Here is a 20,946-nt window from a genome sequence, read left to right as displayed (position 1 = left end):
ATTTTTTTTAATTAAAAAATATTTGTAATGCAAAATAATTCTGCCGATTTTAGCTCCTGGCTAGACATGCAACGCCAATGGCTAAACCAATGGGAGCAACAATTTACCAGCAAACAATCCGATAAAAACAATACCAATAGCACAGGTAATTTTAATGCCGGCAGTATTAATAACTGGTGGCAAAACATGCTGCAACAAACTCCCGAAGCCTTTACCGAGTGGGCAAATTTTCAACGGGAGTTGTTTAATAGCTGGCTGAATAATTTTGCCAGTTTTACTAAAAACAATCAGATGCCTGCCGCAAATGATGCTTTAAAAACCTGGACTGACCAATTGAGCAATATGGCCTCGACCGTTAGACAACAAATGCCTTGGTTGGGCAGCCTTAATTTTGAGCCCTATATACAAGCGTATAATACCCTTTTGAAGCAATGGAATGAGTTTGGCAAATTTTCAAACAACCCGGAAGCTGCTGAAACATGGACCAAGATATGGGCAAATAGTGGCGACTACCAAAAAGTAATGGATGCCTTAATGGGTTTTTCGCAGGGAAATTTGCCCGATATAATGCAACAAAGCAATCGTATATTTGAACTTTGGCTTAACACATTGCAAAACAACGCCAAAGGTTGGCAGCCTACTGGTGAAGCGTGGCAGAACTGGGCTGCAAATCCGCAGAAATCGGCGGGTTGGTTTGATTATATTAAGCAACTGCAAGAGCTAACAAACCAACAATGGATGCCTATAAAATTAATGAGTACAGGAAATGAGGCAGTAACAACAGAAATGATACGCAATATGCAGTTTGATTATATGCGCTACTTGGTTAAAAGTGCCGATTTGCAAAAAATGGTTTATACTGCTTCGCAAACTGCGCTTCCTGAGGTAGTAAAGCAATGGCAGGCCGAGGGTAAAGACAATAGTGCTTTTGATGAGTTTTTTAATCGTTGGCTTACGGCAGTTGAGCGCAAAACTGTGGAAGTTATGAGAACCGACGAATATGCTAATTTGCAAAGCGAAACGGCACAAGCTGGCTTAGCAGTAAAACAAAACATGGATGGAATTATTGAAATGAGTTTGGCCGATTTGCCTATAGCAACTAGAACCGAAATGGCCGATATTGCAATGGAAATGAGTGCTTTACGCCATAAAATTATGGAGTTAGAAAAAGAGGTGAAACATTTACGGAAAGCACATGGCACTACTAACGCTGTAATATCAACCACATCTGAACAAAATACCACAAAATCCGGAAAAAGTAAAAAAGTTTAGACCTCAATAATTTTTTAATCTTAACCTTTAAGAAAGATTTTTTGCTTTGTTAAATAAAAGTTGATTTCTAATTTAATATAATATAATTCAATACCTGTTATTTAATATGTTTCAAGTTATGGCACAGGCCGCACTTAAGCAAGTCGAGAACTTAACCAAAGCCTATGAAAACCTTAAATCGGTTACCGAGGTAGATGTAGCACAAACACCAAAAAAAGTTGTTTGGAATGATGGTAAAGTTAAACTTTGGCACTTTACGCCGCAAAAGAAAGCTACTGTAAAAACGCCGGTTTTAGTGGTATATGCCTTGGTAAACCGTTGGTATATGATGGATATTCAGCCCGACCGCAGTTTTATAGGCAAATTATTAGCCGAAGGTTTAGACGTATATTTGTTGGATACGGGCTACCCAACTATCGCTGAGCGCTATAAAACCGTTAACGATTATATTAATGGCAATATTAACGATTGTGTTGATTTTTTATGCGAAAAACACCATTTGAAAGCGATAAATTTGATGGGGATTTGCCAGGGCGGAACTTTTTCGGCTATTTATGCCGCTTTACATCCGGAGAAAGTAAAAAACTTAGTAACTTTGGTTACACCAATTGATTTTGCTACTAATGATGGCCTTCTTTTTAAATGGTCAAGGTGTTTAGATATTGATAACATGGTTGATAAATATAATGGCATTATTCCTGGTAGTTTTTTAAATACCGGGTTTGACTTGTTAATTCCGATGAATAAAGTGCGCAAATTGGTAAATTTGGCTCAAACTACCAGCGACAAAGATAAAATGATGAATTTTTTACGCATGGAACATTGGATTAATGACAGCCCCGACCAAGCAGGTGAAACCTACCGTCAGTTTATTATTGACATGTACCAACACAATAAACTTGTAAAAGGCGAATTTGAATTAGATGGTGAAAAAGTTAATCTGAAAAATATCAATATGCCTTTGTTGACTATTTACGCCAGCGAAGACCATATTGTGCCACCGCAGTGTACTAAACCACTTAACGACCTTGTTAGTTCTGCGGATAAAGAGTTGTATGAATTTCCGGGCGGGCATATTGGGGTTTTTGTAGGGGCAAGGTCGCAAACAACCTTGGCACCTGCCATTGAAAAATGGTTTGCAAAACGGGATGATCATAGTAACAATAATTAAACTTTTCTATAAACTTAAAAACATAAAAATTTATGAACGCCGATAAAACAAAATATATAGCCTTAGTAACAGGTGCTGTTGGAGGCTTAGGCACTGATATTTGCCGCCGTCTTGCCGATGACGGGCATATTGTAATAGCTAATTACCGGAACCCCGAAAAAGCAGCCGCCTGGCAGCAAAAAATGCAAGCACAGGGCTACAATTTTCACATGGCCCAAGCCGATGTAGCAAATTGGGAGGAGGTAGTAGCTATGATCGAAAAAATACAAACTGAAATTGGAGTTATTGATATTTTAATAAACAATGCTGGCATTACCCGCGACACCTCGTTTTATAAAATGACCCCGCAGCATTGGCAAGATGTTATTAACTCAAATTTAACTAGTGTTTTTAACTGCTCAAGAAATGTTATTGAACCCATGTTGGCACAACAGTATGGCCGGATTGTGAATATTTCATCGGTAAACGGGCAACGTGCGCAACACGGGCAAACAAACTACTCGGCAGCCAAAGCCGGAATGCACGGATTTACCAAAACTTTAGCAATTGAAGTTGCACGTAAAGGTATTACTGTAAACACAATATCGCCCGGATACGTAGCGACCGATATGGTAATGGCCGTGCCCGAAAAAATACGCGAGCAAATTGTAGCCCAAATTCCGGTAGGACGCTTGGGGGGTACAACCGAAATTGCACACTTAATTTCGTTTTTGGTGTCTCCGGGTGCTGAGTTTATAACCGGAGCCAATATAGCAATTAATGGCGGGCAACACGTATATTAAGATAGGTCTTCTTACTATCTAAGTTGATTAAAAAAAAGACGTTGCTCGTATAGAGGTTTACGTTATTAGATTTTAAAACAGGGCAAGTTTAATAAAAAACTTGCCCTGTTTTTTAGGCAAAAAATAAAAACCACACGTTAAGGTTTGCTCCATTCGCTAATCCAACTTAGCCATATATTGCTGGTTGTATGGGGGTCGTAGTCGCGGTATTCATCGGCTACTAATTCAAGTTGTTGACTTTTTACCCGATACACGCCTGCAATGGCACCGCAGTTTTCATCTTTAATTAAGGCACTAAATGTTGGGGGCAAACTAAGCTCGGGTATATAATATAATTGACTGAACCATTTGCGGCTACCACAATTACTGGTTAAAGTTGTATAAAAAAAATTGTGATTGACAAAAATAGGATTGGGATAAGCATTAAATTGTGTAATTTGTAATAAATTACGGCTTTGCGGTTGGTACGACCACCAATAATAATAATCGTTACCCGATGCTATCCCTAATTGTTCATCTTGGCTTTCGGCTTCTAATAATAAATCGGCTTGTTGGTCTAAGTTAAAGTCGGTTATTGAAATACCCAAAATAGGCCCGCTTACGGGTAAATTTTTGAATGATTGAATTAAGTTTATTTCGTTTGCGTTTGGCGATTTTATTTCATATAGCAACACATTAGCTTTAAATCCATCTTTGGGGCTTTTTGTAAAGGCATCTGACAGGTATGCGACAACAGCATGTTTGACCGTAGGAGAAAAAAGGTTACCAATTTGCACAAACCCATAATCTGATTGCGAAAAAAAATAGGGCTGATTGGCATTTTGGTTTAAAAAGGCAATTGCGTTTTGTTCAATTTTTTTTAGTGTGGCTTGTTTGTTTACCAATAAATGTTTAACAACATCGGGGGTGTCGGGCATTAAACATGGCACTGGTCTGTCTAAATCGCTGTTTGTGGCGGCTTTACTCGTTGATGTATTTTGTGCTTGTACACCTACAAAATTAGAGCAGAAAATAGTTGTAAAAAGTATATTTATTACTACCAAACTAAAAAAAATATTTCTTTTCATCGGAATATGTAAATTTATTTATTTTTACAAAATTACAACTTTTTTTGTTTTTATAGAAGTATTTAACAAAAAGAAGCATTTTGATAATCCTTATGTTTAAAGCAATTTTGATGCTAAAGGCTTGAAATTTTACCAATACATGTCATCATATCCGGATATAAACTACATGGAGAACCATCAAATAAAATTAACTTTATTTTTTTATTATGTTTATACGTTTAAACATTTTCCTTAATTTTGTGTCTGCATAGTATTAAATACTTCATACAATTTAATAAATATTTATAAGTTAGTAACGAGCAACCATTTATGAAAAAGATATTTTTACTATTAATTTGCTTTTTATTGTTTGCCGCGCCAATGTATTTGCCCAAAACAAACCGCATAGCCATATTATTAAAAAGGGCGAAACAGCATTTAAAATAGCCAAACAATATGGACTAACCGTTACTGAGTTACAAAAGGCAAACCCTACTGTAACTCTTGGAGCTTTAAAGGAAGGTGCGTCTCTAAATATTCCGGTAGCTGCAACAGCACCATCCGGCAAACAGGCTGTACAAGTTAAATTAGATAAAGAACCCAAAAATTCACAGCAAGATCCACTGAAAAATAATCCAGCCGCTACAAATATAGATGCTACAACTCAACCCGTTAAGGATAATAAAATAACCGTTGTTGCCGAACAAATTAAACCCGTAAAGCATTTGGTAAAAGCCAATGAAACGCTATACCTATTGGCACGGGCTTATAAAACTACCGCCGAAGCAATAGCAAAGTGGAATAATATTAAACTCGATACTCCGCTTTCAGCGAATACCCAATTAATTGTAGGCTGGCTATACCCCGGAGGCGAAAATGCCAACCCCAACGATACTGTTGTAATTATTAGTAAGCCTAACGTAGCCGACCGCCTAAAAAAAGAATATGAGGCCCAAACAGGTAAATCAAAAACAGATGGTGGTTTTGTTTTAGTTTTTGACGACAATAATGCCAGTAAAGAAGGCGAAACTAATTATTATGTACTGCACCGCTCGGCACCAATAAATTCGGTTATTAAAATATATAACCCCGTAAACAAAAAAAGTATCTATGCCAAAGTATCAGCCAAATTGCCCCCTACAGCCGAAAATAAAGAGGTAGTTGTTAAAATACCAACAAGTGCAGCTAAAAAATTAAATATTGATAAACCAACCCGAATAAGCACAATTTACAAAGAATAGAAACATTTTGATGCCTGTTGGCCAATATATCCGGATACTGTTTTGTTTTAAGTACGGTATCCGGATATTTTTTCACTTACAACAACCATTTTAAACCATTTTTTTCACAATTTAACACGTAATCGCATTATCTTTGCTCCTTTTTTTTCGAATTGTTTACCCCCTAAACCATAAATGATAAACAAATACCAAGACCTAATTGAACAAACTTTTTATTTTCCGCAGGAAGGCTTTCGGGTTGAAAACGGGTATTTATTTTTTCATGATTTACCACTAAAAGAGCTTATTGATACCTATGGTACACCAATAAAAATTACCTATTTGCCCAAAATTGGCCAACAGGTTCAAAAAGCTAAGCATTGGTTTAATACAGCCATGCAAAAACTGGGGTATAAAGGTAATTATCATTATTGTTATGTTACAAAAAGCTGCCATTTTAAATATATACTAACTGAGGTATTAGAAAATGGAGCTCAAATTGAAACATCGTCGTCATTTGATATTGATTTAATATTAAATTTGTATAATGCCGGAAAACTAACTAAAAGTACCTTTATTTTAAACAACGGGTTTAAACCCATCGATTACGCAGCTAAAATTAGCCACCTAATTAACGAAGGTTTCAACTGCATACCTATTTTAGATAACGACGATGAGTTAGATTTATATTTAAAATTAGTTCATGCAAAATCGGTAAATATAGGCATCCGTGTAGCCACCGAGCAAGAACCCCGAAACGATTACTATACCTCGCGCTTGGGCATTAGAAGCCGCGATATTATACCGTATTACCAGCAACGCATAGCCAATAATCCAAAATTTAAACTTACATTATTACATTTTTTTGTTGATACCGGAATTAAAGACACCATTTACTACTGGGGCGAACTAAAGCGTGCTGTAAAAATGTATTGCGATTTGCGAAAAATTTGCCCCACCCTAACCGCATTAAATATAGGCGGCGGGTTGCCCATTAAAAATAGCCTTGCTTTTCAATACGATTATGAATACATGATTGGCGAAATAGTAAGCGCAATTTACCAGGCTTGCGAAGCCGAAAACATACCTCACCCCGATATTTTTACCGAATTTGGCAAATTTAGTGTTGGCGAAAGTGGGGCTGTCCTTTTTTCGGTGTTAAACGAAAAACAACAAAACGAACACGAAACATGGTACATGCTCGATAACTCGCTAATGACTACCATTCCAGATGCCTGGGGCATGTCTGAACGCTTTATATTGTTGCCAATTAATAAGTGGCAAAACGACTATCAAAAGGTAAATCTTGGTGGCCTAAGCTGCGATGGCTCTGACTATTATAACTCCGAAGCACATGCCACCCAAATATATCTGCCCACTTTAAACGGCAACAGCGAACCTCTTTATATTGGTTTTTTTAATTGTGGGGCCTACCAAGACGCGCTAAGCGGTTACGGCGGTATTAAACATTGCCTTATCCCATCGCCAAAACACGTATTAATTGACCATGACGAGAACGGCAAACTGCGCCACTGGTTAAACTTTCAGCAACAATCGCCGCAAGATATGTTGCGCATATTAGGGTATAGCGATTAGCAATACTTAAAATTTTTGCCCTCTTTGTTATAAAAATAATTCATCGTTAAGCGCATTGAAGGCAGTTCGCAGTTCACTTAAAGTATGATGGTCGTTTTGAGTGCGGGCTAAAGCCATGCCAGCCTGATAGGTGGTTAATGCTTGGTCGAATAGTTGTAGGACCTCGCAAAGTTTGCCCAACTGGTAGTAGGTACCCAAATAATCCGGATATTGCTGTGTTAATCCGGATAAATATTGGTAAGCAGTTTGGGTATCACCCAATTTCCAAAATTCTAAACCCAACGCATAGCGCAAAAACGGGTCGTTAGGAGAGGCAGCCAAATAGGCAGTTAATTGTTCAATGCGCGAAGGCATATTAAATTCGGGTAAATTGACAAAAGGCAAAATTACAAAATAAATCAATAATGCTTTTAAACTTGTTTTAAAATAGCATTGTTATAACCTAAAAATTTCCTTATTTATCCGTATCTTTGCATCCGTTTTTACAATACCACCTACTTTGTATGGTAGTTCAATATTTTATTAAATAGCTATTAATTTTATAATAATAAATAACATGAAAATATTAGTTTGTTTAGCCAAAACCCCCGATACTACAGCTAAAATTACCTTTACCAACAATAATACCCAATTTAATACCAACGGTGTAACCTATATAGCAAACCCCACCGACGAGTGGTACGCATTAGTGCGCGCTTGCGAAATTAAAGAAAGTCTTGGTGGTAGTGTAACGGTTATTCATGTAGGCACAAGCGAGGGCGATACCGAACAAATTATCCGGAAAGCCTTAGCCATTGGTGCCGACGATGCAGTACGTGTTGATGCTGCCCCAGCCGATGCGGGATTTGTTGCTGCTCAAATTGCAGCCTACGCCAAAAACAACCAATTCGATATTATTTTTTCCGGAAAAGAAACCATTGATTACAACGGTTTCTCGGTTGGTGGTATGGTTGCCGAGTTGTTAGATTTGCCCTTTATATCGTTGGTAACAAAATTAGAAGTAAACGGAAATACCGCCACCATTGACCGCGAAATTGATGGGGGCAGTCAAACACTAGAAGTAAAAACCCCTTTTGTACTTAGTGCACAAAAAGGTATAGCCGAGCAACGCATAGCCAATATGCGGGGTATTATTGCTTCGCGCACCAAGCCATTACAAGTAATACCAGCTGTTGCCGCTGCGGTGCAAACACCTGTTGCCCTATACGAAACACCGCAAGGCCGCACTAACGTAAAACTTATACCTGCCGATAATCCCGCCGAATTGGTGCGCTTACTACACGAAGAAGCAAAGGTTATTTAGACGTGCAACACGCTAAATATTACAAACTCTAACCCCTATTAAATTGTGCTTGTATTATTAGTAATAAAAATAAAATTATATAAATGCCTGTTTTAGTATATATTGACCATTTGAATGGTGCTGTAAAAAAGGCCAGTTTAGAGGCCGCTACTTATGCCGCAAAAACTGCCAGCATCTTAGGCTTAGGTAATGCCGTTGGCGTAGCATTAGGAAGTATTGATGCAAACAGTTTAGCCGCAGTTGGTACTTGTGGTGTTAGCGAAGTACTCCATTGCTCAAATACAAGTTTCGACAATTTTGATGACCGGGCTTTTACAAAAGCTATTGCCCAAGCTGCACAAGCCACCCAGGCTAATTTAGTAATATTGCCCCATAATAGCAGTGGTAAGTCTATTGCCCCGCGCCTATCTGTGCGTTTACAAGCTGGTTTAGTTACCGGCGCTATTGCCCTGCCGACAGTAGCCGCAAACGGCTTGCAGGTGCGCAAATCGGTGTTCTCGGGCAAAGCCTTTGCAACCTACGAAATAGCTACTCCAAATAAAATTATAACCGTGAACCCCAACGCCTTAACAATAGCTAAAGATGGAGGGCAGGCACAAGTACAAAATTTTGATGCCAGCAGTGTTAGCGCCGCCGATTTTGCAGTAAAAGTGCTTAAAACCGAGCAATTTTCATCGGGGGCAGCCCCCTTGCCCGAAGCCGATATTGTTGTATCGGGCGGGCGCGGCCTAAAAGGCCCTGAAAATTGGGGCATCATTGAAGATTTAGCCCAAGCCCTTGGCGCGGCTACTGCTTGTTCGCGACCTGTTGCCGATGTACACTGGCGGCCCCACCACGAACATGTTGGGCAAACTGGCTTAACCATTCGGCCAACTTTATATATTGCCATTGGCATTTCGGGCGCTATACAACATTTGGCAGGCGTAAATAACAGCAAAGTTATTGTAGTAATTAACCAAGATGCCGAAGCACCATTTTTTAAAGAAGCCGATTATGGTATCGTTGGCGACGCTTTTGAAATTGTACCTAAAATAACCGAAGCAGTAAAAGCACTTAAAGCCGGACATTAAATAAACCAAACTGCCAATAATTTCCGGATAAAATGAAATGGCTACCTACTAAGGCCAAGTCTTTCGCCCCTAAAAACACCTTAAACTGTACCATTGATTTAAATTATAACCTAAAGAGACGTGCCAAACAGCCTCCACGGGTCTATACTTAAACTTATATGCAAAAAATAGAATTAAAAATAATAGCCTTGTCGCAAAGTATGGGCAGCGCACAGCCCTTTGCAGTGGTTTTGGGCGAAGTTGAAGGGCAGCGCCGTTTGTTGGTGGTTATTGGTGCTTTTGAAGCCCAGGCAATTGCCGTGGTACTGCAAAATATGAACCCCGGACGCCCCTTAACGCATGACCTTATACGAAATCTATTTTTTGAATTTGACCTGACCTTAAAAGAGGTAATTATAAATGATTTAATTGACAGTGTTTTTTATGCCAAACTAATTTGCGAACATTTAGGCAATACAATCGAAATTGACTCGCGCACCTCAGATGCCTTGGCTTTGGCAGTGCGTTTTAAATGCCCGGTTTATACCTACGAAAAAATTATGGACGAGGCCGGCATTTTGGTTATGGATGAAGAAGAACAAAAAGAAAAACCAAAATCAACACGTACCAGCAGTAAAACACCCGGCACCCGTAGCCAACGCACCGAAATAGCTGCCTACACTAAAGAAAAATTAGATACGATGTTACAACAAGCTTTAGATGCCGAAGACTACGAGTTGGCCGCCGCCGTGCGAGACGAAATTAATCGCCGGAAATAAATTTTTAAGTCATTTTTAAATTTTTGCTCACCACTACCGCTAAATTTTAAACGAAATCATCAGGTATTGATGAAAACGTAACTGATAAAATCAATCAATCAACACGCTAATTACTTAAAAACAACCATGACAAACTTTATAAAACGCGGACTTGCCATTTCACGAACTTTATTATTCAGGTATTTTTTAACTCAGGCCGACAAATTATTAAACAACCAAAATGAGCGCGAAACCCAGCTTAAAGCTGCTAACCAACACCTCGATGAGTTTAATGAAAAATTTATTCATTACCGCGAACGCGTATCGGTTGTACAGTTAATAAAAGATATTATCCGGATGATTAAAGCAGTTGCTTCGGGTCAATATAAAGAGTTGCCCCGAAAAGCAGTACTTTTAATGTCGGCTGCTTTGCTCTATTTTATTTCGCCCATTGATATTTTACCCGATTTTATTCCGCTTACCGGATTTATTGACGATGTGAGCTTGCTGTTGTGGTTAGGTAAAACTTTGCGGAATGAGCGCAACCGCTTTGTTACTTGGGAAAATGCCGACCATGAGCAAGAGTTTGGCGAAGATTTCCGCGATGATTTTCCGGCGACCAAAAGCAGTAAATAAACAGCAATTTATCTTTTGCTTTCTCAATTTGCTTACAAACCCACTGCTACTTATGTGGCCTCTTGTTATTAGTTGTTAAATTTACTTAGACATTTGCCGCCTACATAATTAAACCATCCGGATTAATAGTAATTACAAGACAATCTTAGCTAAAAGAAATACCAATCTCTCACTAAAATAACTGTGCCTTTTGTACCTTTGCCCCCTATTTTAAGTAATAGGGAAAAGCAGGGCTTTGGCTATTCTTAACTACCCTTAATTATTTTTCTCATCTTTTCTCTGTGCTTTATATACCATTAATTAATTCTTTCTCTCCATAAAGCTATTTTATTAAATGAAACCACTTTTACTTTTACAACGTATTTCTTTATTTTTTTGTTTTTGGTGCAGTGCGTCTTGCCTAATGCCAGTAACAGCCCAAGTGAATATTGAAAAAATAGGACATTTGCCTTACCCGGGCAAAACCTTAGCTAACCTTTGGGGCTGGGCTGCCCCCGATGGCACTGAATATGCCATTGTAGGAACAAACGAAGGTGCATCGGTTGTAAGCCTTGCCGACCCCGCCAACCCAGTAGAAGTGTGTTTTTATCCGAGCCCCGATATTTTATGGCACGAGGTTCGTACCTGGAAAAATTATTGTTACGTAGTAATTGAAGATATAGAAGGCTCGGAAGGAATGTTAATTTTTGATATGAGCACCCTGCCAGCTTGTAGCGACCCCGTTTACTGGAACGGCGCTAACGATACAAACTTTAATCTTACCATGCGCGGCACCCATACCATTTTTATTGACGAAAAAGGATATGCCTACCTAAATGGCTCGACACCAACACCCGAAACCGCCGATGAAAGCGACGTACAAAAAAAAGGCGTAGTAATACTCGACCTAAACAAAGACCCCTTTAACCCGCCTATCGTGGGCATTTACGACGATGAATACGTGCACGACTGTTATGTGCGCGGCGACACCCTATGGACATCCGAAATTTATAACGGCACCTTAGGCGTTGTTGATATTAAAGACCGTGCTAACCCCAAAAAAATTGGCGAAGTAACCACCCCACACGTTTTTACGCATAATAGCTGGCTTACAGACGATGGTAAAGTAATGTTTACTACCGATGAAAAAACCGGCGCCTACGTTACCGCCTACAATGTAACCGATGTAACTGACATTAAAGAAATTGACCGCGTACAAGCCGAACCCGGCAAAGGAACAATACCGCACAATACGTATGTAGTAAATAAAAACTGGGTTGTAACCTCGTACTACACCTACGGCGTAACTATTCACGATGCTACTTACCCCGATAATTTAATTGAAGTAGGCAGTTTCGACACCTCGCCCAACTACTCGGGCGACGGATTTAACGGCGCATGGGGCGTTTGCCCATATTTACCCTCGGGCAATTTAATTATTTCTGACATGGAAGAAGGGCTGTATATTTTAAAACCCACCTATACGCTTGGCGCTTACGTGTTAGGAACCGTTACCGATGCCGATACCGGATTGCCCATACCAAACGCTACCATTGATTGGAAAGATTTAAAAGATAAAATACAAAGTACAAAATCCGGGTTTTCCGGAAACTTTAAAACCGGAATAGGTACCGCCGGCGCTTATTCGTTAGAAATCAGTCAACAAGGTTATCAAACCGAAACTGTAATTGTTGATGCGGTACTGGGCAAAACAATTCAGGTAAATGTGCAATTAAAACCTATACCTGTTTTTACACATTTAGTAATTGATGCAACCACCGGAAAACCCATTGAAAACGCCAAAATAAAAATTGAAGACAACGACGGCTTTTTGTACGAAACCACCAGCAACAGCGAAGGTAAATATACAGTGTATCAAAACATGACAAATACTTACCAAATTACCGCCGGAAAATGGGGCTATATAACCAACCATCTTGCCAACCAAATAATAAATGTCGAAACATACGTTATTAATTTAAGTCCCGGATATTACGACGATTTTGATTTAGACTTAGGCTGGACAACCGAAGCCACCTCGCCAACCGGATTACTAACCCGCGCCAAACCTAATCCTTCGTATGGGCAAGGCTTTTCATTGTACAACCCCGAAGAAGATTGCAGTTCAGATATAGGCGACCACTGTTTTGTTACCGGAAATAGTGAAGACGGCCAAGCAGGCGGCGACGACGTGGACGACGGCTATGTGCGTTTAATATCGCCGGTTTTTAACCTATCCGGATACAAATTGCCACAAATTAACTTTAACCGTTGGTTTGCAAATGGCGGCGGACAAGGCTCACCTCCTAACGACTCGTTAAAAATTATGCTCACCAATGGCTCAGAAACCAAACTAATTGATTTTGAAGTAAACGACGGCCTCTTTGAACAAGCCTGGCACGAGGTAAATATTAACTTAATGGACTACTTAACTGAAGATTGGGAAAACTTGCAATTAATTGTTGAAGCTATTGACTTTGATGAAGGACACTTGGTAGATGCCGCATTTGATAAATTTGAGGTTATTGAAACCTTTACCGGAATAAACAGCCCACAAGCAACAAACTCAACTAATCAGCCCCTTGTTTTAGTCGTACAGTCGAATGTTTCTGTGCAGTTAATTTCAAAATTTAACAGTAATTTGACCGTGCAATTTTTTGATGTAAATGGCCGGATGATGCAACAAATTAATTTGCAACCTAACGACCAACAAAATGTTAATACAACTGCCCTACCCGCCGGATTTTATACCTGGCAAGCTGTTAATACTTTAGGAAAGCAGCAAGCAAAAGGCAAGTGGCAAAAGTTTTAATTTTATAAGGCAACAATTAACAAATAAGCAAAAATAACTATGTTTTGGTGGGAAACTTATTTTACCGATGGCTGGCAAGCTATGCTGCCCCATTTGCGTGGAAAACAAGCTACTAAAAACGAAATTGCTTGTTTAGATTATTTGTTGCAACAAAATAGTGGGCAAACAGTATTAGATGTGCCATGCAGCACTGGGCGTATAGCGCTTGACCTGGCTAAATTAGGTTACAACGTTACCGCCCTCGATTATAACCCAAAACTGCTCGAAAAAGGCAAAGCAACGGCACTTAAAAAAAACTTGCCCCCCATTAATTGGCTACAAGCCGATATGCGCCAAATGCCCCTGCCAAACCAATGTTTTGACATGGCGGCTTGTATTTTTGGCAGTTTTGGCTATTTTGACGATGCCGGCAACCATGCCTTTTTAACCGAGGCAGCCCGCGTGCTTAAACCAAACGGGCAATTAGTATTAGAAACTCATACCCTCGAAACATTATTGCCCATTTTTACCGAGCATGGCGTTTGGCGTTTTAATAACTGTTTGGTTATAGAAGAACGCCAATTTGACCCGTTTACAGGCCGCCTTAATGGCGAATGGACGGTTTTAAAAGGCAAAAAACAATATCAAATGCAAAGCAGTTTGCGCATGTACAGTTTGCCGCAGTTGCATAATTTACTAAGGCAAGCAGGCTTTAATGATATTCAATACTATTCCGATTATACCCTTACCCCTTACCAATACGGCGATGATTTGTTAGTATGTGTTTGTACTAAAGGCGAAGTTGTTTAATTTAATTGCTTCCGGATAATTATTTTCGCTGCTATTATCTTGATTTATAAGTAGCAAGATTTTTACCCGCTACCCAGCACCAAAATTTTACCCACTATTACAGGTTTTTCTTCTTCTCTCGGATTGTTTGGCGTGAAATGGTAGTAGTAGATGCCTTGGGCTAAATTATTGGGCAAATTGTAAGCATCATATCCGGATGGAATAGCCCTAACCGACCAAACCAACTGCCCTAAGGTATTGTACAAAGCCAACTGCCCCGCTTGGGGTGCGTGTATATTAACCGAGCCACCCGGCGCAACCATATTCGGAAACAAAGCCCACCCACCCGGCGGTTTGTAGCGCGTAGCGCCTTTTACAGGTTGGTAGCCGAGGGTGTCTATGGGGTTGGTGGTGGTATCTATTAGGGTGTTGCAATCGTATAAGGCAGTATCGAGCAGGGTTATTAAAATGGTATCGTAGGTATCTATTTCAGGATTATCTTTGTAGTAAATATGCGCTATATAATAGGTGGGTTCGGTGGGGCATACACTCACCCATTTGCTATTTTGCTCGTTGTTGTAACCCTCCGGAATACTGCTCCATGTTATAGCTACCTCTTTGGTATTGATACTACTAAATGGCTCTACCCATAAAAGCGTGCAGGTATTGGGGCATAAGGCAGTTTGCTCGGCATACAGGGTACTTAAATACAAGTTGTTTACATAGATGGGCGATAGATTGTCAATGAATAAACCCGTAAAAGAATCTACAGCGACCTCGTGAGCTTGAAAACGCATATAAGTATAAGCAGCATTAGGTACAAACTCAACGGTTTCTTTAAACCATTCATAAGGGGGTATAGAAGAAGTTTCATCGCCGTGGGTGCGCCCTACCCATAGTAATTGTTCTTGCTGGCAGCTATCATGCCCTGCCCAAATTTCTATACCCGATTCTGAATAATTACTTGCATGCGCTAAATCGTTGGTAAACATAGTAAATTGGTGAGGGGTATTAGGCACAAGGGGGGTTACTAATTGCTGACCAAAGGCTTCGGACATACTATTGATATTGTCTTGGCAAAGGGCAACGGGGCAACATACCACACCTACATAACTTATTCCGTGTTGGGGTAACACCAAAGGGCTATCACCAAATAAATCGGGGGTATAACTACAAACGAACCATCCGTGTGCTACGGTTTCTGTATTTTCATACTTCGGTACACCTTCAAGCGATGGGTTGGTAAACGGTATTATCGTTTGCCATAACAAGCAAACATAAAGTAAATTTGTCATAATAATAAAAAAATACATGGCGTGTTTGGCGCGCCATGTATTACAGCTTAAAAACTAATGAACAATAAATTTACCTTTAGCTATGGTGCCATCTGCTAAATTAGCAGTATTACTGCCCATAAAACCAATAAATAACAACATATATAAAAGGCATTTATGCCATCCCCCTTATATATGTAAAAGTGAATAATGTGTTGGTTAATTTACCAAGTAAAGCCTTGCTGTATTGAAACAGGGTTTTGTTTTTGTATTGCTTCATAATTTTTAAAATTTAAAATGAAAATTAGATTAGTTAGCAGCAAATTTAACGCATTTTTTATTTAATTGCAAGGGGTGGGGTAAAAAAATATCCGGAAATATTGTTAGTAAAAATAAAGTGTTGGCATCCTTAGTTTAACGTTTACTAATAAGCGAAAATCTTAATAAAATCATTATTTGCGTTTGAGCATTATTATACACTTTTACAAAACAAACAGTTAAGTAAAGTTCGTGCCCGCTTACTACCTAATATTTTGTAATTTTGCCCCTACGTAACCTCGCGTACCTACTATTACAAAAATATCAGGTTATATTATGCCCCTTGCTAACCCAAACGATAATTTTACCCGCGTTCAAAAATTATTGGCATTAAGTGTACATATATTTACGGCATCGGGAGTAATAGCTGCCTTGATGGCAATTATTGCTATTGGCGACCAGCATTATGTTAAGGCCACACTTTGGTTGTTATTGGCATTGTTTATTGATGGCATTGACGGCACATTTGCCCGACTTTTTAAGGTAAAACAAATACTGCCCAATATTGACGGCAAAAGCATTGATTACGTGATTGATTTTTCGACCTATGCCATTATTCCGGGATATTTTATGTACGAAACCTTATTTTTTCCGGATGAATTTTTCCGGATATTTTGCCTTAGCCTCGCCTTATTGACATCGGCATTATATTATGGGTTGCCCAATATGGTTTCGGGTGATAAGTATTTTGTTGGGTTTCCAGTAATGTGGAATTTGGTTGCCTTTTATTTGTACTTTGTTTTGCCTTTATCCGGATGGTGGAACGTATTTATCATCCTTTTATTAAGAGCCTGTCTAAATTTTATTTTCTAATTCTATTAAGCATCAATTTTATCATGGCAAGTTGGATCATTGTCTGGCTCGTTTCGGTTTGGAACTCAAAGTCTTTACTCAATCTTCGATAGCTTTCGAGCCATGCAAAAGTTCTTTCAACAATCCATCTTTTGGCAATACTTGAATTTCGAGGCTGTATTCGATCTACTTACAACCTCAACCACCCACCCAAACGTTTTGCGGGTATTTTCAATTAACTCGCCTCTATACCCGCCATCAGCTACTATCTTTACCAATCTGCAAAACCTGCCTCTGAGGTCAGCTATAACCATTGGGGCTGATTTACTGTCATGCTCATTTGCCGCATGAACCACAACCGCTAAAAGTAGTCCCATTGTATCTACAATAATATGCCGCTTTCTGCCTTTAACTTTTTACCCCCGTCAATCCCTCTGCACAAGCCTCCGACGCTTGTTGTCTTTACGCTCTGGCTATCAATTATACCAACACTTGGCGATGAAGCCCTGCCTGCTTGCTTTCGAGTCTTATCCCTGAGTATTTCATGGATGAGTTCTATCGTCCCATCCTTCTTCCACTTGGTAAAATAGTAGTAAACAAGCTTCCATGACGGAAAATGGAACGGCAGCATGCGCCATTGACAGCCAGTTTTAAGCAAATAGAACAGCGCATTAAAAATTTCTCTTAAACTGTGTTTTCGTTTCCGTTTGTCGTCTAAAATGCCTAATATTGCACTCCATTGACTATCGGTGAGACTGCTTGGGTAGGTTTCATTTTACTTTATGTGTTTGATTTTCATAAAGCTATGAATTATTATTTAAACGTCAAACTGATAGTCTTTTATTCACATCTCTTTTAATAACTTTTTTCCTATCAATTTTTAGGACTGGCATGCCAATTTTTAATTTTTAGACAGTCTCTAAGTATTGCCCATTTTTTTCCCTTAAAATTTGTTTATCCAAGTCAAACTAAACTGTTAATGCCATTAAACATTGCAGTAACGGCAATACTTATGCTCACCTGCTTGGGTATATTATTAGTGTGGCAGTGTAGCGCTATAAATATATGTGGACTTGGCTCGCAATGGCAATTTTTGCGCCCAATTGCCTTAATTTGTTTGGTTTATTTATGTAGCATAACAGCCATTCAAACTTATATTGATGCAAAAAATAAACTAAAAACTAAAAACTAAAATATCCTTAACTAGCCTAATGCTATGCTCAATTTTTTTGACCTACCCACCCCAACTTGGCAACCTTGGATGGGTTATTTTTTAATGCTTATTGGCAGCAGCATAGCTGGATTTATCAATACTATTGCCGGAAACGGCTCGGCTATTACCTTGCCTTTGTTGGTTTGGTTGGGCTTGCCTACAAACGTAGCTAATGGCACAAACAGAGTGGCAGTTTTAGCACAAATTGCAGTAAGTTTAGGCGTTTATAAGCAGGCAAAACAACTACAATTACAATATATGGGCTGGTTAATTGTACCGTCTATAATTGGTGGTGCAACAGGTGCTATATTGGCAGTACAACTTAACGAACTTTGGCTAAATCTGTTTTTAGGGGTAATTATGCTAATTATGCTAAAACTAACTGCCAGCGACACAAAAAAATGGCTAACACCAAACACGCAAATAACGCAAGCAGCAGCGCAGCTTAAAGACCCCAAAACAATATTGTTATTTGCCATTATTGGTATATATGGCGGGTTTATTCAAGTAGGTGTAGGTATTTTTATTTTGGCAGCCTTGGTATTACAAGCACATTTTGATTTACGTACTGCAAACGGACTTAAAATACTCTTAGCTTTTTTATTTACGGCTCCAGCTTTGGTTGTTTTTATGTGGCATCAGCAAATTTATTGGCCTTTTGCCATAGTTAGCACTATTGGGCAAAGCACAGGCGCATATATAGCAAGTAAATGGGCTACAAAAACCGAAGGGGCAATTTGGTATATGCACCGTTTTCTTTTATTTGTAATATCAATAGGCGCTATACAGTTTTTTTTAAAATTTTATCAGTTATGGCCAAAATAAATCCAACGAAATTTAAAAATATAATTGAAAATAAAAAGTATTAGTTATTGTGTTAATTACCCTATTTTTGCTTCAGCATTTGTTTTTACCTTACCTTGCAGCGTTTTTTGCTTAATTAGTACTATCTTAGCTTTGTAAAATAATTACTATTTATATGTTCGAGTTCAAAAAAATATTTAGTCCTAACCAAGCCATCAATAAAGCAACGCTGTTGCTTGTTATAGCCACTCAAACCATTTTATTTTTGTTGCTATGGTACAGTAGCTCCGAGCTTATACCAAAACCTCACGAAATATGGACATCATTTGTTGCCATGCTAAAAGAAGGCGATATGTTGCGCGAGCTTTTAGTAAGTATGGGCTTATGTATAAAAGCCATGTTTATTGCCATAATCATATCGCTAATATTGGCTTATTTAACCGCTGTGCCGTTTTTTAGACCCATTGCATTTTTGGTGTCGAAGGGGCGATTTTTAACTTTGGTAGGGCTTAGTTTTGTTTTTACCTTACTTACAAGCAGTGGCCATTCGTTAAAAGTGGCTCTAATGGTGTTTGGCATTACAGTATTTTTTGTTACCAATATGATAAGCATGATAGATGCCATCCCAAAATCAGAGTTTAATCATGCGCGCACCTTGCGTTTTAGCGAGTGGCAGGTAGTTTGGGAGGTAATTATTTTAGGCCGGATACACGAAGTCTTTGAAATTATTCGCGCCAATTTTGCCATAAGTTGGATGATGCTGACCATGGTCGAGGGTATTTCAAGGGCCGAGGGCGGTATTGGAACCATGTTGCTAAACCAAAGCAAACACTTACATTTAGATGCTGTTTTTGCTATTCAGTTTGTTATATTATTAGTAGGTATTAGCATGGATTATTTAGTAGGCGTACTGAAAAATTTGTTCTGCCCCTATGCGAAATTAAGCTTAGAGAAAAAATAACCCCATTTTGTGTAACAAGAGGGCTTAAATAATTCGCATTTTTTCCGGATATTATTTTACCATTCCTATCCGGATTTAGAAATAAACAATCCCATATTTATCTAGGAACAGTTATAATTTCCTTCTAAACATTAGCAATTTATCGCTCATAAAGCCAACACAAAGAAAGCAAACCAAAAAACCGCACAAATAGATATGTTAATTAAGCATCCCTACGAAATTAAAGATACAATTTTAAAAATAGATAATATTTCATTGTCGCTTGGTGGTAAATTAATATTAAACCAAGTAAACGCCGAAATTAAAGACCTTGTACGCCCCAACATAGAGCAAGGGCAAATTGTGGGGTTTTTAGGGCCATCGGGTATAGGCAAAACAAAACTGTTTGAAATAATGGCAGGCTTGCAACAACCTGACTCTGGGCAAGTCTTGATAGGCACCTCCCTAAAGCCGGTCAAGCCCGGAAGTATGGGCGTAGTGCAACAAAGCTATCCCTTGTTTAACCATCGCACCGTTAAAAGCAATTTAGAGATTGCTGCCCGCAAAGGCAATATTCCGCAAACCGAACGCACCAAACGTATTAATGATTTGTTAGTGCGTTTTAAATTGCAACAACAAGCAAACCAATACCCTGCCCAGCTATCGGGGGGGCAGCGCCAACGCATTGCCATTGCCCAACAATTATTATGCTCTGATGGGTTTTTACTCTTAGACGAGCCTTTTTCGGGGCTTGATATTATAATGATAGAAACTTTAAGCCAACTTTTAATAGAAATTGCCCAACAACATGAGCATCGAACTATTATCATCGTTTCGCACGATATTGAATCGACTGCCGCTATTGCCGATACCCTGTGGCTAATGGGGCGCAATTTTACCGAACAAGGACAACCCATTGATGGCTCGCATATTAAATATACCTTTAATTTGGTTGAACTCGGTTTGGCATGGCAACAAAATATCATTGCTCAACCCGAATTTCATGATTTGGTAAATGAAGTGCGCGGGCTGTTTAAAAAATTATAAACAGTAGTAGGATAGGGGAGCGTAGCATCCGGAAAAAAAAGTAACCAAGTCAATTTAAAAAAAACAGCCCACAGACAAATTAAGTCTGTGGGCTGTTTGCTGTTTTACGTAGTTAGTAAATTTTCAGATAAAAAACAAACTCTGACGGGCTTACGCTCATTTCTAT

19 protein-coding genes and 1 pseudogene are annotated in these 20,946 nt (G+C 39.0%); 16 read left to right on the top strand and 4 right to left on the bottom strand.

Annotated features, from left to right (window positions below):
- The first annotated feature begins 27 nt into the window (after positions 1-27).
- The 3 genes from IPI59_03935 (at position 28) to phbB (ending at position 3,225) form a co-directional block, all read left to right on the top strand.
- Positions 28-1,272 (top strand): hypothetical protein, encoded by a 1,245-nt coding sequence (locus IPI59_03935; protein MBK7526703.1) that lies wholly within the window; start codon positions 28-30, stop codon positions 1,270-1,272.
- Between the two features lie 106 nt (positions 1,273-1,378).
- Positions 1,379-2,443, top strand: coding sequence for a class III poly(R)-hydroxyalkanoic acid synthase subunit PhaC (gene phaC / locus IPI59_03930; GenBank protein ID MBK7526702.1), 1,065 nt, complete (start codon positions 1,379-1,381; stop codon positions 2,441-2,443).
- Positions 2,444-2,475: 32 nt separating this feature from the next.
- Positions 2,476-3,225: an acetoacetyl-CoA reductase gene (phbB, locus tag IPI59_03925; protein MBK7526701.1), complete on the top strand. Its 750-nt coding sequence runs from the start codon at positions 2,476-2,478 to the stop codon at positions 3,223-3,225.
- A gap of 137 nt (positions 3,226-3,362) precedes the next feature.
- On the opposite strand, the gene IPI59_03920 is transcribed toward phbB, so the two are convergent.
- Entirely contained in the window at positions 3,363-4,292 is a 930-nt protein-coding gene (locus tag IPI59_03920; protein ID MBK7526700.1) for a hypothetical protein, read from the bottom strand.
- 335 nt (positions 4,293-4,627) lie between these two features.
- On the opposite strand from IPI59_03920, the gene IPI59_03915 reads away from it, so the two are divergent.
- A complete protein-coding gene (locus IPI59_03915) occupies positions 4,628-5,512 on the top strand; it encodes a LysM peptidoglycan-binding domain-containing protein (GenBank protein ID MBK7526699.1) in 885 nt (294 codons plus the stop codon).
- A gap of 174 nt (positions 5,513-5,686) precedes the next feature.
- The gene (locus IPI59_03910) at positions 5,687-7,087 is read left to right on the top strand and encodes an arginine decarboxylase (protein MBK7526698.1); all 1,401 of its coding nucleotides are present in this window, start codon (positions 5,687-5,689) and stop codon (positions 7,085-7,087) included.
- A gap of 27 nt (positions 7,088-7,114) precedes the next feature.
- Here the strand turns inward: IPI59_03910 and IPI59_03905 are convergent, their stop codons facing one another.
- Positions 7,115-7,441, bottom strand: coding sequence for a tetratricopeptide repeat protein (locus IPI59_03905; protein MBK7526697.1), 327 nt, complete (start codon positions 7,439-7,441; stop codon positions 7,115-7,117).
- A gap of 202 nt (positions 7,442-7,643) precedes the next feature.
- Between IPI59_03905 and IPI59_03900 the strand changes: the two genes are divergently transcribed.
- From IPI59_03900 to IPI59_03875, 6 genes are all read left to right on the top strand, one after another.
- Complete coding sequence (locus IPI59_03900; protein ID MBK7526696.1) at positions 7,644-8,390, top strand: electron transfer flavoprotein subunit beta/FixA family protein; 747 nt, start codon at positions 7,644-7,646, stop codon at positions 8,388-8,390.
- An 83-nt stretch (positions 8,391-8,473) separates the two neighbouring features.
- Entirely contained in the window at positions 8,474-9,460 is a 987-nt protein-coding gene (locus IPI59_03895; protein MBK7526695.1) for an electron transfer flavoprotein subunit alpha/FixB family protein, read from the top strand.
- Between the two features lie 158 nt (positions 9,461-9,618).
- Positions 9,619-10,218 (top strand): bifunctional nuclease family protein, encoded by a 600-nt coding sequence (locus IPI59_03890; GenBank protein MBK7526694.1) that lies wholly within the window; start codon positions 9,619-9,621, stop codon positions 10,216-10,218.
- A gap of 126 nt (positions 10,219-10,344) precedes the next feature.
- Positions 10,345-10,833: a DUF1232 domain-containing protein gene (locus IPI59_03885; GenBank protein MBK7526693.1), complete on the top strand. Its 489-nt coding sequence runs from the start codon at positions 10,345-10,347 to the stop codon at positions 10,831-10,833.
- A gap of 334 nt (positions 10,834-11,167) precedes the next feature.
- A complete protein-coding gene (locus IPI59_03880; GenBank protein MBK7526692.1) occupies positions 11,168-13,624 on the top strand; it encodes a choice-of-anchor B family protein in 2,457 nt (818 codons plus the stop codon).
- A gap of 39 nt (positions 13,625-13,663) precedes the next feature.
- Positions 13,664-14,413 carry a class I SAM-dependent methyltransferase gene (locus tag IPI59_03875; GenBank protein ID MBK7526691.1) on the top strand — a complete coding sequence of 250 codons (750 nt, stop codon included), beginning with the start codon at positions 13,664-13,666 and terminating at the stop codon, positions 14,411-14,413.
- Between the two features lie 62 nt (positions 14,414-14,475).
- Here IPI59_03875 and IPI59_03870 read toward each other — a convergent pair whose 3' ends face one another.
- The gene (locus IPI59_03870) at positions 14,476-15,687 is read right to left on the bottom strand and encodes a hypothetical protein (protein MBK7526690.1); all 1,212 of its coding nucleotides are present in this window, start codon (positions 15,685-15,687) and stop codon (positions 14,476-14,478) included.
- Between the two features lie 573 nt (positions 15,688-16,260).
- Between IPI59_03870 and IPI59_03865 the strand changes: the two genes are divergently transcribed.
- The gene (locus IPI59_03865; protein MBK7526689.1) at positions 16,261-16,797 is read left to right on the top strand and encodes a CDP-alcohol phosphatidyltransferase family protein; all 537 of its coding nucleotides are present in this window, start codon (positions 16,261-16,263) and stop codon (positions 16,795-16,797) included.
- Here the strand turns inward: IPI59_03865 and IPI59_03860 are convergent.
- A pseudogene (locus IPI59_03860) lies at positions 16,787-17,506 on the bottom strand (IS5 family transposase). The gene IPI59_03865 and the pseudogene IPI59_03860 sit on opposite strands and share 11 nt — an antisense overlap.
- Before the next feature lie 249 nt (positions 17,507-17,755).
- Between IPI59_03860 and IPI59_03855 the strand changes: the two are divergent.
- The 4 genes from IPI59_03855 to IPI59_03840 all read left to right on the top strand — a co-directional run bounded on the left by IPI59_03855 (position 17,756) and on the right by IPI59_03840 (position 20,780).
- Positions 17,756-17,968: a hypothetical protein gene (locus tag IPI59_03855; protein ID MBK7526688.1), complete on the top strand. Its 213-nt coding sequence runs from the start codon at positions 17,756-17,758 to the stop codon at positions 17,966-17,968.
- Positions 17,969-17,992: 24 nt separating this feature from the next.
- Positions 17,993-18,814: a sulfite exporter TauE/SafE family protein gene (locus IPI59_03850; protein ID MBK7526687.1), complete on the top strand. Its 822-nt coding sequence runs from the start codon at positions 17,993-17,995 to the stop codon at positions 18,812-18,814.
- A gap of 154 nt (positions 18,815-18,968) precedes the next feature.
- On the top strand, positions 18,969-19,754 hold the full coding sequence (locus IPI59_03845) for an ABC transporter permease subunit (protein ID MBK7526686.1): 786 nt from the start codon (positions 18,969-18,971) through the stop codon (positions 19,752-19,754).
- 201 nt (positions 19,755-19,955) lie between these two features.
- Positions 19,956-20,780: an ABC transporter ATP-binding protein gene (locus IPI59_03840; GenBank protein ID MBK7526685.1), complete on the top strand. Its 825-nt coding sequence runs from the start codon at positions 19,956-19,958 to the stop codon at positions 20,778-20,780.
- The last annotated feature ends 166 nt before the right edge of the window (positions 20,781-20,946 follow it).

The sequence above is a fragment of the Sphingobacteriales bacterium genome (assembly GCA_016706405.1).
Taxonomy (GTDB): Bacteria; Bacteroidota; Bacteroidia; order Chitinophagales; family UBA2359; genus BJ6.
Note: the sequence above shows the minus strand (reverse complement) of the source record. Positions and strands in the feature narration are given on the sequence as shown.

What these genes read in the sequence shown, in the direction of transcription:
- IPI59_03935 (MBK7526703.1), top strand. Translation starts at nt 28, where the DNA reads ATGCAAAATAATTCTGCCGATTTTAGCTCCTGGCTAGACATGCAACGC.
- phaC (MBK7526702.1), top strand. Translation starts at nt 1,379, where the DNA reads ATGTTTCAAGTTATGGCACAGGCCGCACTTAAGCAAGTCGAGAACTTA.
- phbB (MBK7526701.1), top strand. Translation starts at nt 2,476, where the DNA reads ATGAACGCCGATAAAACAAAATATATAGCCTTAGTAACAGGTGCTGTT.
- IPI59_03920 (MBK7526700.1), bottom strand. Translation starts at nt 4,292, where the DNA reads ATGAAAAGAAATATTTTTTTTAGTTTGGTAGTAATAAATATACTTTTT.
- IPI59_03910 (MBK7526698.1), top strand. Translation starts at nt 5,687, where the DNA reads ATGATAAACAAATACCAAGACCTAATTGAACAAACTTTTTATTTTCCG.
- IPI59_03905 (MBK7526697.1), bottom strand. Translation starts at nt 7,441, where the DNA reads ATGCCTTCGCGCATTGAACAATTAACTGCCTATTTGGCTGCCTCTCCT.
- IPI59_03900 (MBK7526696.1), top strand. Translation starts at nt 7,644, where the DNA reads ATGAAAATATTAGTTTGTTTAGCCAAAACCCCCGATACTACAGCTAAA.
- IPI59_03895 (MBK7526695.1), top strand. Translation starts at nt 8,474, where the DNA reads ATGCCTGTTTTAGTATATATTGACCATTTGAATGGTGCTGTAAAAAAG.
- IPI59_03890 (MBK7526694.1), top strand. Translation starts at nt 9,619, where the DNA reads ATGCAAAAAATAGAATTAAAAATAATAGCCTTGTCGCAAAGTATGGGC.
- IPI59_03885 (MBK7526693.1), top strand. Translation starts at nt 10,345, where the DNA reads ATGACAAACTTTATAAAACGCGGACTTGCCATTTCACGAACTTTATTA.
- IPI59_03880 (MBK7526692.1), top strand. Translation starts at nt 11,168, where the DNA reads ATGAAACCACTTTTACTTTTACAACGTATTTCTTTATTTTTTTGTTTT.
- IPI59_03875 (MBK7526691.1), top strand. Translation starts at nt 13,664, where the DNA reads ATGTTTTGGTGGGAAACTTATTTTACCGATGGCTGGCAAGCTATGCTG.
- IPI59_03870 (MBK7526690.1), bottom strand. Translation starts at nt 15,687, where the DNA reads ATGACAAATTTACTTTATGTTTGCTTGTTATGGCAAACGATAATACCG.
- IPI59_03865 (MBK7526689.1), top strand. Translation starts at nt 16,261, where the DNA reads ATGCCCCTTGCTAACCCAAACGATAATTTTACCCGCGTTCAAAAATTA.
- IPI59_03855 (MBK7526688.1), top strand. Translation starts at nt 17,756, where the DNA reads ATGCCATTAAACATTGCAGTAACGGCAATACTTATGCTCACCTGCTTG.
- IPI59_03850 (MBK7526687.1), top strand. Translation starts at nt 17,993, where the DNA reads ATGCTCAATTTTTTTGACCTACCCACCCCAACTTGGCAACCTTGGATG.
- IPI59_03845 (MBK7526686.1), top strand. Translation starts at nt 18,969, where the DNA reads ATGTTCGAGTTCAAAAAAATATTTAGTCCTAACCAAGCCATCAATAAA.